This is a genomic window from Buttiauxella noackiae ATCC 51607 (assembly GCF_001654865.1).
Taxonomy (GTDB): Bacteria; Pseudomonadota; Gammaproteobacteria; order Enterobacterales; family Enterobacteriaceae; genus Buttiauxella; species Buttiauxella noackiae.
Map to the genome: position 1 here is coordinate 138,927 of NZ_LXEO01000008.1, position 16,493 is coordinate 155,419.

Genomic DNA, 16,493 nt, shown 5'->3' on the forward strand with positions numbered 1-16,493 from the left:
CGGCACTGTGGCTCTCCATATTTATTAAGGACCTGGAGAGTCTTACTTGAGCCAGGAATACACCGAAGAAAAAGAAGTTACATTGAGGAAACTCAGCAGCGGGCGTCGGGCATTAGAGGCCTTACTCCTCCTTGTTGCCATTTTTGCCGTCTATTTGATGGTAGCGCTGCTTAGTTTTAATCCTTCCGATCCCAGTTGGTCACAAACCGCATGGCACGAACCTATTCATAATTTAGGTGGGATGCCGGGTGCGTGGTTGGCCGATACGCTGCTGTTTATTTTTGGCGTAATGGCCTACACCATTCCGGTTATCATTATCGGTGCGTGTTGGTTTACTTTCCGCAATCGGGATAACGAAGAATTTATTGATTATTTTGCCGTTTCCTTACGCCTTATAGGCGTATTGGCCATGGTACTTACCGCCTGCGGCCTTGCTGCGATTAACGCCGATGATATTTGGTATTTTGCCTCCGGCGGGGTGATCGGTAGTTTGCTGAGCACTGCCATGATGCCATTGCTTAACAGCAGTGGCGGTACTATTGCTCTGTTGTGCGTGTGGGCGGCAGGTCTAACGTTGTTTACTGGTTGGTCCTGGGTCGGTATTGCTGAGAAAATTGGTAGTGCAACTTTGAGCGTGCTGACATTTGCCAGCAACCGCACTCGCCGAGATAACACCTGGCAGGACGATGATTATGACTACGAAGAAGAACATGATGAAGAACACGCACCAGCAGTAGAAAAGCGTGAGTCTCGTCGTGCGCGTATTTTACGTGGGGCATTGGCTCGCAAGCAGCGTATCTCAGAGAAATTCGCCAATCCAAATGCACGCAAAACAGACTCGGCGCTATTTTCTGGCAAAAGAATGGATGATGCCGAGGATGATGTTTTGTTCTCGCCAAATAAAGCCACACTCCCGGAAGATGACGTGCTCTTCTCTGGTAACAAAGCAACGTTGCCAGAAAGCGATGAGTACGATCCGCTATTACACGGACAGTCTATTGTCGCGCCAGTCGCTGCTGCTGCCGCAATGGCGAACCCTGCTTATGCCGCTCCAGTGATGCCAACGGGTACCGTATCTCCTGTAGCCACGCCTGCGCCGGAAGTGGTGGAGACTCCGGCAATCGCCTGGGAACCTGCACCGACAACGGTGACTCCTGATCCGGTGCTTGCACCGACACCTGAAAGTTACCATGCGCCTCGAGCAGCGGAACAATACAACTCGCAACAGGTGACCAGCCATTGGTCTGAACCAGAAATGGTTCAGCCTGTTGTTGAACCAGCTCCTGTTCAGCCAGTTTATTACGATCCAACACCCGTTCAACCAATTGCTGAGCCTGAACCTGTTGAAGAGATAAAGCCGGCCGTTCGTCCACCGATCTATCATTTTGAAGAAGTCGAAGCCAAACGTGCTCGTGAACGTGAACAACTGGCGGCCTGGTATCAGCCGGTTAATGAACCGAAACCCGATCCTTATGGGTATGACAGTTCCCCGGCATTTGCATCTACATCAGTGCCGGATTCTTCACGTTCTGAAGCGCCAGCTATACCTCAGGGCTTCTCTGGCGTTGTGCCGGAGGTTCCGATCGTAGCGGCTCCATCTGTTCCGCAAGGTGTTAAAGATGCAGCGAAAGCTGCGGGTGCCGTGGCTGCGTTTAGTCCGGTATTCAGTATTGCCAGCGATGCGCCACGCCCTCAGGTTAAAGAGGGGATTGGCCCACAGCTACCACGTCCGAATCGTGTACGCGTGCCGACTCGTCGTGAACTTGCCTCTTACGGAATTAAGTTGCCGTCTCAGCGTATGGCTGAAGAGGAAGCGCGTCGCCAGAATGGCATGGATATTGAAGACGACTATGCCGACGATGCACAAGAAATGGAACAGCATGAACTTGCTCGCCAGTTTGCGGCTCAACAGCAGCAGCGTTATGGTGAAGAGTATGAAGACGACTCTTTGCAGCAAGACGAAGATGAGGCCGAGCAGGCTGAATTAGCCCGCCAGTTTGCTGCACAACAGCAACAGCGTTATTCAGAACCCCAGCAGCAGCCGAATCAGCAACAGCCAAATAATGTGCCGTTCTCATTGGATGATTTTGATTTCTCACCAATGAAAACGTTAGTGAATGATGGACCAAGTGAGCCATTGTTTACGCCGGGTCACGTTGAAGAACCAGTTCCTGTGCAGCAACCGCAAAATTGGCAGGCAGTTCCACAGCCGCATGTGCAACAACAACCGACACCTGCACCAGTTGCCACCCCATCGATAAAAGAAAGCTTGATCCATCCTTTCCTGATGCGTAATGGTGATGACCGTCCGTTGCAGCGCCCAACCACGCCGTTGCCGTCTTTGGATTTGCTGACCTCTCCACCTGCGGAAGTTGAACCAATAGATACTTTTGCTCTTGAGCAAATGGCGCGTCTGGTTGAAGCCCGCCTTGCGGATTACCGCATTAAAGCCGATGTGGTGGATTACTCGCCGGGTCCGGTAATTACACGATTTGAGCTTGATTTAGCGCCTGGAGTTAAAGCCGCGCGTATTTCTAACTTGTCTCGCGACCTTGCTCGTTCGTTGTCGACAGTGGCCGTGCGTGTTGTCGAAGTTATCCCGGGTAAACCGTATGTGGGCCTGGAATTACCAAATAAAAAGCGCCAAACCGTATACCTGCGCGAAGTGCTGGATTGTGCCAAATTCCGTGAAAGCACTTCGCCACTGACAGTGGTATTAGGTAAAGATATAGGTGGCGAACCGGTTATTGCTGATCTTGCAAAAATGCCGCACCTGCTGGTAGCCGGTACAACTGGTTCCGGAAAGTCCGTTGGCGTAAACGCCATGATCCTTAGCATGTTGTATAAAGCCACTCCTGACGATGTGCGCTTTATTATGATCGACCCGAAAATGCTTGAGTTGTCAGTGTATGAAGGCATTCCACATCTGTTAACTGAAGTCGTAACAGATATGAAAGATGCTGCCAATGCATTGCGCTGGAGCGTTAACGAAATGGAACGTCGTTACAAGCTGATGTCCGCGTTAGGCGTGCGAAATCTGGCGGGTTACAACGAACGCGTGTTGGAAGCTGAACGCATGGGCCGCCCAATCCCAGATCCATTCTGGAAGCCGGGCGACAGTATGGAAGTTTCCCATCCAATGCTTGAGAAACTGCCGTATATCGTCGTGCTGGTGGATGAGTTTGCCGACCTGATGATGACGGTCGGTAAGAAAGTTGAAGAGTTGATCGCTCGCCTGGCGCAGAAAGCGCGTGCTGCAGGCATTCACTTAGTTTTAGCTACTCAGCGTCCATCGGTAGATGTGATTACAGGCTTGATTAAAGCCAACATCCCAACGCGTGTGGCGTTTACGGTATCGAGCAAAATTGACTCCCGTACCATCCTCGATCAGGCTGGTGCTGAGTCTCTGCTGGGCATGGGTGACATGCTTTATTCCGGACCAAACTCTACTTTGCCGGTTCGTGTCCATGGTGCGTTTGTTCGTGACCAGGAAGTCCATGCTGTCGTTCAGGACTGGAAAGCGCGTGGTCGCCCACAATACATCACTGGCATTACTTCCGATAACGAAAGTGAAGGCGGTACAGGTGGTGGTCTTGACGGTGATGAAGAACTCGATCCGCTATTTGATCAAGCAGTCGCTTTTGTAGTCGAAAAACGTAAAGCGTCTATTTCCGGAGTTCAGCGTCAGTTCCGCATCGGCTATAACCGTGCAGCCCGAATTGTTGAACAAATGGAAGCGCAGGGTATCGTGAGTCCGCAAGGGCATAATGGTAACCGCGAAGTGCTTGCGCCACCGCCATTTGAATAATTCTAAGCAAAAGAGCCGTCGTTACGGCTCCTTTGCAAAGAAGGGTAAATTACCGGAAAATCAGCTTATTCTTCTGTTGCTACAGAATAACTCTCGACTAGAGTGGGCAGCAGAAATACCACAGCGCAGTCGCTTTGTGGCGCATGAATTTTAAGGAATCATAATGAAAAAAATCGCTATTACTTGTGCTTTGTTGGCTGCTCTGACTGCAACCGCTGCCTGGGCAGACGCCGCAGGTGATCTGAAAGCTCGTCTGGACAAAGTCAGCAGCTTCCACGCGAGTTTTACTCAGAAAGTGACTGATGGCAGCGGTGCCGCAGTCCAGGAAGGTCAGGGTGATTTGTGGGTTAAACGTCCGAATTTGTTCAACTGGCATATGACTCAGCCAGATGAAAGCATTCTGGTTTCTGATGGCAAAACATTGTGGTTCTACAATCCGTTTGTTGAGCAAGTTAGTGCAACTTGGCTGAAAGATGCGACCGGTAATACCCCGTTTATGCTGATTGCGCGCAACCAAAGCAGTGACTGGCAGCAATACAACATCAAACAAAGCGGCGACGATTTTGTTCTGACGCCAAAAACCAGCGCTGGGAACCTTAAACAGTTCACCATAAACGTCGGGAACGACGGGACTATCCATCAGTTCAGTGCGATTGAGCAAGACGATCAACGCAGCAGCTATGCACTGAAAACGCAGCAGAATGGCGCGGTGGATATGAGTAAGTTTACGTTTACCCCGCCTAAAGGCGTGACGGTGGACGACCAACGTAAGTAGAGGTATGAGTGAGCAACCTGTCGCTCGATTTTTCTGAGAATACCTTCAAACCTCTGGCCGCGCGTATGCGGCCAGAAAATCTCGCGCAATATATCGGCCAACAACATCTACTCGCACCGGGCAAACCGCTTCCAAAAGCGATAGAAGCGGGGCATCTCCATTCAATGATTTTATGGGGGCCGCCGGGCACGGGCAAAACGACATTGGCTGAAGTAATTGCTCACTATGCTGACGCGGATGTAGAACGCATTTCGGCTGTCACTTCAGGTGTCAAAGAAATCCGCGAAGCCATAGAGCGCGCACGCCAGAATCGCAATGCCGGGCGGCGCACAATTCTGTTTGTCGACGAAGTCCATCGCTTCAACAAAAGCCAGCAAGATGCTTTTTTGCCGCACATTGAAGACGGCACGATTACGTTTATTGGCGCAACTACTGAAAATCCCTCATTCGAGCTCAATTCGGCACTGTTGTCGCGCGCTCGCGTTTACTTGCTCAAATCGCTCACCACTGAAGATATTGAGAAAGTTCTCGACCAGGCGATGAATGATGCTGCGCGCGGCTACGGTGGGCAAAATATCGTCCTGCCTGATGACACGCGTCTTGCAATCGCAGAACTAGTCAATGGGGACGCACGGCGCGCATTGAACACGCTGGAAATGATGGCTGATATGGCCGAAATCGATGCCAGCGGTCAGCGTGTTCTACAAATTGCTCTGTTAACTGAAATTGCTGGGGAACGCAGTGCTCGCTTTGATAATAAAGGCGACCGTTTTTACGATCTTATTTCTGCGTTACACAAATCGGTGCGTGGCTCATCACCTGATGCAGCTCTGTACTGGTATGCGCGTATTATCACCGCCGGTGGCGATCCGTTATACGTAGCCAGACGTTTGCTTGCGATCGCGTCCGAAGATGTGGGAAATGCCGATCCTCGTGGGATGCAGGTTGCTATTTCTGCGTGGGACTGCTTTACCCGTGTCGGCCCGGCAGAAGGCGAACGTGCAATTGCTCAGGCCATTGTTTATTTAGCCTGCGCACCTAAAAGTAATGCGGTTTACACTGCATTCAAAGCCGCAATGGCGGATGCTCGTGAGCGTCCGGATTATGACGTTCCGGTTCATTTACGTAATGCCCCAACCAAATTGATGAAAGAAATGGGGTATGGTCAGGAGTATCGCTACGCTCATGATGAACCCAATGCTTATGCTTCCGGAGAAGTTTACTTCCCGCAGGAAATGGCACAAACACGTTATTATCAGCCGACAAACAGAGGTCTTGAAGGCAAGATTGGTGAAAAGCTCGCCTGGCTTGCTGAACAGGATCAAAATAGCCCGACAAAACGCTACCGATAATTCAGGCGTTGCGGTAAGGTTAGCAAGACTATCATTGCGGTTGCAGGCTGTGACCGCTATCCCCTTCATTTAATTCGATAAGCACAGGATAAGCATGCTCGATCCCAATCTACTGCGTACAGAGCCAGACGCAGTCGCTGAAAAACTGGCACGCCGAGGCTTCAAGCTGGATGTAGAAACGCTGCGCTCTCTCGAAGAGCGTCGTAAAGTATTGCAGGTAAAAACTGAAAATCTGCAGGCTGAGCGTAACTCGCGATCGAAATCCATTGGCCAGGCGAAAGCTCGTGGGGAAGACATCGAGCCGTTGCGTTTGCAAGTCAACCAGTTGGGTGAAGAGCTGGATGCAGCGAAAACTGAACTTGATGTCCTGCTTGAAGAGATCCGCGACATCGCGCTGACGTTGCCTAACATCCCGGACGATTGCGTGCCGATGGGTAAAGACGACAGTGAGAACGTTGAAGTCAGCCGTTGGGGTGAGCCGCGTAAATTCGATTTTGAAGTGCGTGACCACGTGACGCTGGGCGAAATGGCTAAAGGCCTGGATTTCGCTTCTGCAGTTAAACTGACCGGTTCCCGTTTCGTTGTGATGCAAGGGCAAATTGCCCGTCTGCACCGCGCCCTGAGCCAGTTTATGCTTGACCTGCATACTGAGCAGCATGGTTATATTGAGAACTATGTTCCGTACCTGGTAAACCACGACACGCTTTATGGTACAGGCCAATTGCCTAAATTTGCTGGTGACTTGTTCCATACTCGTCCGCTGGAAGAAGAAGCCGATGCCAGCAACTACGCATTGATCCCAACCGCAGAAGTGCCGTTGACCAACCTGGTGCGTGATGAAATTCTCGATGAAGATACTCTGCCGCTGAAAATGACCGCACATACCCCATGCTTCCGTTCCGAAGCGGGTTCTTACGGTCGTGACACCCGTGGCCTGATTCGTCAGCACCAGTTCGATAAAGTAGAAATGGTTCAGATTGTACGCCCTGAAGATTCTATGGATGCACTGGAAGAACTGACGGGACACGCAGAGAAAGTGCTGCAATTATTGGGTCTACCATATCGTAAAGTGCTGCTGTGCAGTGGCGATATCGGTTTCGGCTCGGCTAAAACCTACGATCTTGAAGTCTGGTTGCCGGCGCAGGACACTTACCGTGAAATCTCTTCTTGTTCGAACATGTGGGATTTCCAGGCACGTCGTCTACAGGCTCGTTGCCGTAGCAAAGCAGACAAGAAAACCCGTCTGGTGCATACGCTGAACGGTTCTGGTCTGGCTGTAGGCCGTACTCTGGTTGCGGTGCTGGAAAACTATCAGCAGGCTGATGGCCGAATCGAAGTTCCTGAAGTGCTGCGTCCGTACATGAAAGGGCTCGAGTTCATCGGCTAATGTATTAGTGCTGCTTTATTCTTGAAAAGCGCCTGCGGGCGCTTTTTTTATGCCGTAAACATTCTCATTACCACAGATAATCTGCCTTTATTGACACCAGACAATAACAAATACCCCTATATGAGTATTATCCCTCCCGGAAAGAGAGTGGTGATTATTAATACAATTCGTTCAGGGTCCTTATCATTTGATGGTTTCAGGTTACATGATGTAACTGGACTGACAATTTTGGCCCAGACATAAACCAAAAACACTCCTTTCTCTTTTGGGCTGAGCAATGGATACGCGTGCCGCAATTTAGTCAGTAACCGTTGCCAGCTTGTTTAAATGTGAGCACTAAACAAGTGGGTCATTATGAAAGAGAAAACTTCTAATGCGGTCCTTACCGCACAAGTGAGTCGCCGTAAGCTGGTGCAAACCACTGCTATCGGTGGACTTGCTGCTGCGAGTGGAGCATTAACACTTCCCTTTAGCCGCCTGGCTTTTGCACAGACCGCCTCTGATACCGAAAGCGCTGCTGAAAAAGTTATCTGGAGCGCCTGTACAGTAAACTGCGGCAGCCGTTGCCCACTTCGGATGCATGTGGTGGACGGTGAAGTAAAATACGTTGAGACAGACAATACCGGTGATGACAATTATGAAGGGTTGCATCAGGTTCGTGCCTGCCTGCGTGGCCGCTCAATGCGTCGTCGTGTCTATAATGCCGATCGTCTGAAATATCCAATGAAGCGTGTTGGTGCACGTGGAGAAGGGAAATTTGAGCGCATCAGTTGGGATGAAGCCTACGACACCATCGCTAACAGCATGAAAGGCATCATCAAAGAGTACGGTAACGAAGCCATTTACCTGAACTACGGCACCGGTACGCTGGGTGGCACGATGACCCGTTCCTGGCCGCCGGGTTCAACATTAATCGCCCGCCTGATGAACTGCTGTGGTGGTTATCTGAACCATTATGGCGACTATTCAACTGCGCAAATCGCTGCTGGCCTGAACTATACCTACGGTGGCTGGGCGGATGGCAATAGCCCATCTGATATTGAAAACAGCAAATTAGTCGTGCTGTTTGGCAATAACCCTGGTGAAACGCGTATGAGCGGCGGCGGGGTGACTTACTATCTTGAACAAGCGCGCGAGAAATCTAATGCTCGCATGATTATCATCGATCCACGTTACACCGATACCGGCGCAGGCCGTGAAGATGAATGGATTCCTATTCGTCCTGGTACTGATACCGCCCTTATCTCAGCTTTAGCATGGGTAATGATCACTGAAAATCTGGTTGATCAGCCATTCCTTGATAAATATTGTGTCGGTTACGACGAAAAAACCCTTCCAAAAACGGCTCCAGCAAACGGGCATTACAAGGCTTATATTCTTGGTGAAGGGGCTGATGGCAAGGCAAAAACGCCCCAATGGGCGGCCCAAATTACTGGTATTCCAGCCGATCGCATCATTAAACTTGCTCGTGAAATCGCCACGGCGAAGCCGGCATTTATCAGCCAGGGCTGGGGGCCGCAGCGCCACTCAAATGGTGAGCTGGTTTCCCGCGCCATCGCGATGTTGTCGATTCTGACCGGCAACGTAGGGGTTCACGGTGGCAACAGTGGTGCGCGGGAAGGTTCATACAGCCTGCCATTTGTTCGCATGCCGACGTTGAAAAACCCAGTGCAGGCCAGTATTTCAATGTTCCTTTGGACAGATGCCATCGAACGCGGCCCTGAAATGACCGCCACTCGAGATGGTGTGCGCGGGAAAGATAAGCTCGATGTGCCAATTAAAATGGTCTGGAACTACGCCAGTAACTGTCTGATTAACCAGCATTCAGAAATTAACCGTACCCACGATATCCTGCAAGACGACAAGAAATGCGAAATGATTGTGGTGATCGATAACCACATGACGTCATCAGCTAAATACGCTGACATTTTGCTGCCTGACTGCACCGCTTCTGAGCAGATGGATTTCTGTCTCGATGCGTCATGCGGCAACATGGCTTATGTAATTTTTGCCGATCAGGCGATCAAACCGCGTTTTGAGTGCAAAACCATTTACGAGATGACTACTGAACTGGCAAAACGCATGGGTGTTGAGCAACAGTTCACTGAAGGACGCACGCAAGAAGGCTGGATGCGTCATCTCTATCAACAGTCTCAGGAAGCGATTCCTGGCCTACCGAGCTTTGATGAATTCCGAAAGGTTGGCATCTTCAAGCAGCGTGATCCTGAAGGCCATCACGTGGCGTATAAAGCTTTCCGTGAAGATCCTGTGGCGAATCCATTGACGACACCATCAGGGAAAATTGAAATCTATTCTGAACAGTTAGCCGAAATTGCAGCCACCTGGCAACTTGATGAAGGAGATGTCATCGATCCGCTTCCAGTCTACAGCGCCGGTTTTGAAAACTTTGGTGACCCGCTTGCCGAGAAATGGCCATTGCAGATGACCGGTTTCCACTACAAAGCGCGTACTCACTCAACCTACGGCAATGTGGATGTGTTGAAAGCTGCCTGCCGCCAGGAAATGTGGATCAATCCCATTGATGCGCAGCAACGTGGGATTAAGAACGGTGACACAGTGCGCATCTTCAATGGACGTGGGGAAGTTCAAATCAACGCAAAAGTGACTCCACGCATAATACCTGGCGTTGTCGCGATGGGGGAAGGGGCATGGTATAGCCCGGATGCCAATAAAGTTGACCACTCGGGTAGCATTAACGTGTTAACCACGCAGCGGCCGTCGCCACTTGCAAAAGGCAACCCATCCCACAGTAACCTTGTCCAGGTCGAGAAGGCGTAAGGAATAGCTGATGACAACCCAATACGGATTTTATATAGACTCCAGCCGCTGCACTGGTTGTAAGACCTGCGAGCTGGCTTGTAAAGATTACAAAAATTTAGGCCCGGACGTCAGCTTCCGTCGTATTTATGAATATGCCGGTGGTGACTGGCATCAAGACAACGGGGTCTGGCAGCAAAACGTATTTGCCTACTATTTGTCGATTGCCTGTAACCACTGTGAAGATCCAGCTTGCACGAAGGTTTGTCCAAGTGGCGCAATGCATAAGCGTGAGGACGGATTTGTCGTGGTAAACGAAGATGTTTGCATTGGCTGCCGCTATTGCCACATGGCTTGTCCATATGGCGCACCTCAGTACAACGCAGAAAAAGGCCATATGACGAAATGCGACGGCTGTTACTCGCGTATTGCCGAAGGTAAGAAACCTATTTGTGTCGAATCTTGCCCGCTTCGTGCATTGGATATGGCTCCTATTGACGAACTGCGTAAGAAGTATGGCGAGCAAGCGGCTATTGCACCGCTACCATCAGCGCATTTCACGAAGCCAAATATTGTCATTAAACCTAACGCCAACAGCCGCCCTTGTGGGGATAAAACCGGCTATCTGGCAAACCCGAAGGAGGTGTGAGATGGGTAACGGATGGCATGAATGGCCGCTGATGGTCTTTACGGTTTTAGGGCAATGTGTCGCAGGCGGTTTTATCGTCATGGCGTTAGCGTTGCTGACAGGTGTTTCTGACCGTGCACAGCAAAAGCGTGTGCACTGGACGATGATCGTGCTGTGGGTGCTGATGGGAATTGGTTTTATGGCCTCAGTACTGCATCTCGGTTCACCGTTACGCGCCTTCAACTCGCTTAATCGCATTGGGGAATCAGCATTAAGTAATGAGATAGCCAGTGGCTCAGTCTTCTTTGCGGTAGGCGGTTTCTGGTGGCTGATTACCGTGCTGGGCAAAATGCCGCAGGCACTGGGTAAAATCTGGATGGTGTTGACGATGATTCTGGGCGTGTTCTTTGTCTGGATGATGTGCAAGGTTTACCTGATTGACACCGTACCAACATGGTATAGCGCCTATACACCGTTGAGTTTCTTCCTGACAATGTTTATTGGTGGCCCACTGCTTGGTTACTTATTGCTGAGCGTTGCAGGCGTAACGGGGTGGGGAATGCGCCTTCTCCCGGCAATTTCATTGCTGGCTGTTGTAATAAGCAGCGTGGTTATGATGTTGCAGGGTATGGATTTAGCAACAATCCACAGCTCAATTACTCAGGCATCAACACTGGTTTCTCAATACGGTGCATTAATGTCATGGCGCTTGCTGGTGCTGGCACTTGCATTAGCTTGTTGGATTATCCCGCAACTAAAAGGTCGCCAGGCAAACCCTGCAGTTCTGACATTCGCTTTCGTGCTGATTATTGTTGGTGAACTGATTGGCCGTGGTGTGTTCTACGGTCTTCATATGACGGTTGGTATGGCTATCGCAAGTTAGTAGACCAAGCGACTAAATGCGCTTTAGGGCGCATTTAGTCTTTTCGGATAAAAAAATATCATCCGATTGACCATGAAATTTTTCATCCAACCCGCTTCGATTCCTAATACCTGATCCTATCAAAAACAGAGAGATAGCATTTCGTCTATATGCTTTGCTCACAAGTAAGATAAGTTTTTCAAATCGACAGTTTTCAAATCGTGCCAGGCCCCGCTAGCACTGGATTGACAATCATTTTCCCAGTGGCATGATGCGCACAAATTATTCTCTTCCTCGCGGTTTCTACATGTCCACCTATACCCGGCCAGTGATGCTTTTGCTCTGTGGTCTGATGCTTTTGACCCTGGCGATAGCGGTTTTAAATACTCTGGTCCCGCTTTGGTTAGCTCACGAAAATCTTCCAACCTGGCAAGTCGGGATGGTGGGGTCGTCGTACTTTACCGGAAACCTGGCGGGTACTTTGCTGACCGGGTGGCTAATAAAGCGTCAGGGGTTTAACCGTAGCTACTATCTTGCCTCGCTGATTTTTGCAGCGGGTTGTGCAGGTTTGGGGCTGATGACCGGCTTCTGGAGCTGGATGATGTGGCGCTTTGTAGCGGGTATCGGCTGCGCGATGATTTGGGTGGTGGTTGAAAGCGCGCTGATGTGTAGCGGCACTTCCCACAACTGCGGGCGCTTGCTGGCGGCCTACATGATGGTTTATTACGTTGGCACCGTACTGGGGCAATTGATGATAAGCAAGATGCCAACGGATTTAGCCAGCGTATTACCATGGGTGACCGCACTTATTCTGACTGCGATCCTTCCGCTGCTGTTTACCCGCATAGTGAATGATCGCAATGAAAACCAGGAAGCAACGCCTGTCTGGCCAATGTTGCGTCTGCGCCATGCGCGCCTTGGCGTAAACGGTTGTATTATTTCAGGGATTGTTCTCGGTTCGTTATACGTATTAATGCCGCTGTATTTGAACCATAAAGGTGTGAGCGATGCCGGTATTGGTTTCTGGATGGCGGTGATGGTCAGTGCCGGTATTGTCGGGCAGTGGCCGGTAGGGCGCCTGGCCGATCGCTTTGGCCGTTTACTGGTGCTACGTGTTCAGGTATTTATTGTGATACTTGGTTGCATGGCAATGCTAAGTAATGCGGCGATGGGGCCTACATTGTTTGTGCTGGGAGCTGCCGGTTTTACACTTTATCCCGTGGCGATGGCATGGGCCTGTGAGAAAGTTGAACATCATCAGCTGGTAGCAATGAACCAGGCTCTGTTACTCAGCTATACCGTAGGTAGTTTGCTTGGTCCAACGTTTACCTCAATGCTGATGCAAAGTTTCTCGGATAACTTGCTGTTCGTAATGATAGCTGGCGTCGCATTTATCTACTTACTGATGCTGCTGCGTAAAGCGGGCCCCCATTCAACACCCATTGCCCACGCCTGATATTGAAATACAAAAAAGCCCCTCGGTGTGGAGGGGCTTGTTGCACAGAGCGACGATACTGCAATCTAAAACTTAGTACATCACCTTGTGACCATACTGTTCCAGAATGCTTTTTACGCGTTCCATAGTCTCTTTCTTCGGTGGATGTACGCCATCAAGTTTGTACTCTTCGCCCATCGCTACCCATTTGTGCTTGCCCAGTTCGTGGTAAGGCAATAGCTCAATTTTCTCGACGTTGCCCATATCACGGGTAAATTCGCCAAGGCGATGCGCGGAATCATCATCGTCAGACCAACCAGGTACGACAACATAACGAATCCAGACGTTAACGTTTTTATCTTTCAGATAGCGTGCAAATTCCAGAGTACGATGGTTAGAAACACCCACCAGATTCTGGTGAATTTCATCGTTCATCTGTTTTAAATCGAGCATCACCAGATCGGTCACTTCCAACAATTCGTCGACTACCGGATCATAGCGGCGCACAAATCCATTGGTATCAAGACAGGTATGAATACCTTCTTTGCGGCAGGCACGGAACCAGTCACGCACAAATTCCGCTTGTAGCATAGCTTCGCCGCCTGAGGCTGTTACACCACCACCAGATGCGTTCATAAAGTGGCGATAGGTCACCACTTCTTTCATCAGTTCTTCAACGGTAATTTCTTTGCCGCCGTGTGTGTCCCATGTATCACGGTTATGGCAATACAGGCAGCGCATCAGGCAGCCCTGGAAGAAGGTGATAAAACGAATACCGGGACCATCCACGGTACCGCAGGATTCAAAGGAATGAATTCGGCCAATTACTGACATTGCGGTGTTCTCTCCAGTATTGGTTCATGCTTTTAAGCAAGAACCAGGTTGAGCGCGGTCGAATAAAATCCTTGCCGCGTCGAATCAATTTTGCGAGATAACTTAACCGTAGCAGTTATCTTGCAAAATCGGTTCATATACCCGTCATCCTTCAAGCTGCAGGGGTGTTGGCTGCACTCCCTCACTCCAGTCACTTACTTAAGTAAGCTCCTGGGGATTCACTCCCTGGCCGCCTACCTGCAACTCGAATGCTAACGGGTATACATAAGAAAAGGCCCCCCATAAGGAGAGCCTTTATTCTACGCCTTTTCAGACAAACCGGAAATTACATGGTTTGAGTGAAGGTACGGGTAATAACGTCCTGCTGTTGTTCTTTAGTCAGGGAGTTAAAACGTACAGCGTAACCAGAAACACGAATGGTCAGCTGAGGATATTTCTCAGGGTGTTCCATCGCATCCAGCAGCATTTCACGGTTCATTACGTTCACGTTCAGGTGTTGACCACCTTCGATGGACGCTTCGTGGTGGAAATAACCATCCATTAGACCCGCGAGGTTAGTTTTACGAACTTCGTCGTCTTTACCCAGTGCGTTAGGAACGATAGAGAAGGTGTAAGAGATACCATCTTTAGCGTAAGCAAACGGCAGTTTAGCAACGGAAGTCAGAGAGGCAACAGCACCTTTCTGGTCACGACCGTGCATTGGGTTAGCACCTGGACCGAATGGAGCGCCAGCGCGACGACCGTCTGGGGTGTTACCAGTTTTCTTACCATAAACCACGTTAGAGGTGATGGTCAGAACAGACTGAGTCGGGATAGCGTTACGGTAAGTAGTCAGTTTCTGAATTTTCTTCATGAAACGTTCTACCAGGTCAACAGCGATATCATCTACGCGAGAATCGTTGTTACCGAACATTGGGTATTCGCCTTCGATTTCGAAGTCTACAGCCAGGCCGTCTTCGTCACGAACAGGTTTAACTTTCGCGTATTTGATTGCAGACAGGGAGTCAGCTGCAACAGACAGACCCGCGATACCACAAGCCATGGTGCGAACAACGTCACGGTCATGCAGAGCCATCAGAGATGCTTCGTAGCTGTACTTATCATGCATGTAGTGGATGATGTTCAGCGCAGTGACGTACTGTTTAGCCAACCAGTCCATGAAGTGGTCAAGACGATCCAGAACGTTATCGTAGTCCAGAACATCAGCCATGATTGGTGCTTCTTTAGGACCGATCTGCAGTTTCAGTTTTTCATCAACGCCGCCGTTGATTGCATACAGCATGGTTTTCGCGAGGTTAGCACGAGCACCGAAGAACTGCATTTGCTTACCAACAACCATTGGGCTTACGCAACAAGCAATAGCGTAGTCGTCGTTGTTGAAGTCAGGGCGCATCAGATCATCATTCTCGTATTGCAGAGAAGAAGTATCGATGGAAACTTTAGCTGCGAACTTCTTGAAGTTCAGTGGCAGTTTTTCAGACCACAGAATAGTGATGTTCGGCTCCGGAGACGGCCCCATGGTGTACAGGGTGTTCAGGAAACGGAAGCTAGATTTAGTAACCAGAGTACGGCCATCTACACCCATACCGGCGATAGATTCGGTCGCCCAGATTGGGTCACCAGAGAACAGCTCATCATACTCAGGGGTACGCAGGAAGCGAACCATACGCAGTTTCATGACCAGGTGGTCAATCATTTCCTGTGCTTCAAGCTCAGTAATTTTGCCTGCTTTCAGATCACGTTCGATGAATGCATCCAGGAAGGTGGATACGCGACCGAAGGACATTGCAGCGCCGTTCTGAGATTTAACTGCAGCCAGGTAGCCGAAGTAAGTCCACTGAATAGCTTCTTGAGCATTTTTAGCAGGACCAGAGATATCGCAGCCATATTTAGCAGCCATTTCTTTGATCTGACCCAGAGCACGGTGTTGCTCAGAGATTTCTTCGCGCAGACGAATAGTTGCTTCCAGATCTTCGCCGTTTTCCAGTTTGGTCTGCAGAGAATTGAACTGAGCAAATTTGTCTTTCATCAGGAAGTCGATACCGTACAGCGCAACGCGACGGTAGTCACCGATGATACGACCACGACCGTAAGCATCCGGCAGACCGGTGATTACGCCTGACTTACGGCAGTTCAGGATGTCTTTGGTATAAACGTCAAACACACCCTGGTTGTGGGTTTTACGGTATTCGGTGAAGATCTTTTTAAGCATTGGGTCAAGTTCACGACCGTATACTTTGCAAGAACCTTCAACCATTTTGATGCCACCGAACGGAATAATTGCACGTTTCAGAGGAGCATCAGTCTGCAGACCCACGATAGTTTCGAGGGACTTGTTGATGTAACCAGCATCATGAGAGGTGATGGTGGATGCGAGGTCAGTGTCGAAGTCAACAGGCGCGTGAGTGCGGTTTTCCTGTTTAACGCCTTCCATGACGCTGTCCCACAAAGTGGTAGTTGCTTCAGTAGCACCTGCCAGGAAGGACTCGTCACCCTCGTAAGGGGTGTAGTTTTTCTGAATAAAGTCACGCACGTTGACTTCATTCTGCCAGTCGCCTTTGGCAAAACCTTCCCAGGCTGTGGCTAACTTCTCATTAAGCTCGGACATTTAACACCTACCTTCTAATGTGGATT

The 16,493-nt window shown here is 49.9% G+C and carries 10 protein-coding genes; 8 read left to right on the plus strand and 2 right to left on the minus strand.

The features are described 5' to 3' along the window. The first annotated feature begins 46 nt into the window (after positions 1 to 46). The 8 genes from M979_RS02985 (at position 47) to M979_RS03020 (ending at position 13,046) form a co-directional block, all read left to right on the plus strand. Positions 47 to 3,808 (plus strand): DNA translocase FtsK 4TM domain-containing protein, encoded by a 3,762-nt coding sequence (locus M979_RS02985; protein WP_064553646.1) that lies wholly within the window; start codon positions 47 to 49, stop codon positions 3,806 to 3,808. 163 nt (positions 3,809 to 3,971) lie between these two features. After that, positions 3,972 to 4,583, plus strand: a complete 612-nt coding sequence (lolA, locus tag M979_RS02990) for an outer membrane lipoprotein periplasmic chaperone LolA (RefSeq protein ID WP_034456386.1) — start codon at positions 3,972 to 3,974, stop codon at positions 4,581 to 4,583. An 8-nt stretch (positions 4,584 to 4,591) separates the two neighbouring features. Then, on the plus strand, positions 4,592 to 5,935 hold the full coding sequence (locus M979_RS02995) for a replication-associated recombination protein A (protein ID WP_064553648.1): 1,344 nt from the start codon (positions 4,592 to 4,594) through the stop codon (positions 5,933 to 5,935). A gap of 94 nt (positions 5,936 to 6,029) precedes the next feature. Next, positions 6,030 to 7,322: a serine--tRNA ligase gene (serS, locus tag M979_RS03000; protein WP_064553650.1), complete on the plus strand. Its 1,293-nt coding sequence runs from the start codon at positions 6,030 to 6,032 to the stop codon at positions 7,320 to 7,322. A 354-nt stretch (positions 7,323 to 7,676) separates the two neighbouring features. Further along, on the plus strand, positions 7,677 to 10,121 hold the full coding sequence (gene dmsA / locus M979_RS03005; RefSeq protein ID WP_064553652.1) for a dimethylsulfoxide reductase subunit A: 2,445 nt from the start codon (positions 7,677 to 7,679) through the stop codon (positions 10,119 to 10,121). 10 nt (positions 10,122 to 10,131) lie between these two features. Beyond that, a complete protein-coding gene (locus M979_RS03010; RefSeq protein ID WP_064553654.1) occupies positions 10,132 to 10,749 on the plus strand; it encodes a DMSO/selenate family reductase complex B subunit in 618 nt (205 codons plus the stop codon). Between the two features lies 1 nt (position 10,750). Next, on the plus strand, positions 10,751 to 11,611 hold the full coding sequence (locus M979_RS03015; RefSeq protein ID WP_064553656.1) for a dimethyl sulfoxide reductase anchor subunit family protein: 861 nt from the start codon (positions 10,751 to 10,753) through the stop codon (positions 11,609 to 11,611). A gap of 286 nt (positions 11,612 to 11,897) precedes the next feature. Then, positions 11,898 to 13,046 carry an MFS transporter gene (locus M979_RS03020; protein WP_064553773.1) on the plus strand — a complete coding sequence of 383 codons (1,149 nt, stop codon included), beginning with the start codon at positions 11,898 to 11,900 and terminating at the stop codon, positions 13,044 to 13,046. 72 nt (positions 13,047 to 13,118) lie between these two features. On the opposite strand, the gene pflA is transcribed toward M979_RS03020, so the two are convergent. Together pflA and pflB are read right to left on the minus strand one after the other, a co-directional pair. Continuing rightward, complete coding sequence (gene pflA / locus M979_RS03025) at positions 13,119 to 13,859, minus strand: pyruvate formate lyase 1-activating protein (protein ID WP_034456380.1); 741 nt, start codon at positions 13,857 to 13,859, stop codon at positions 13,119 to 13,121. Positions 13,860 to 14,184: 325 nt separating this feature from the next. Further along, positions 14,185 to 16,467 carry a formate C-acetyltransferase gene (pflB, locus tag M979_RS03030; protein ID WP_064553658.1) on the minus strand — a complete coding sequence of 761 codons (2,283 nt, stop codon included), beginning with the start codon at positions 16,465 to 16,467 and terminating at the stop codon, positions 14,185 to 14,187. Positions 16,468 to 16,493 lie beyond the last annotated feature (26 nt).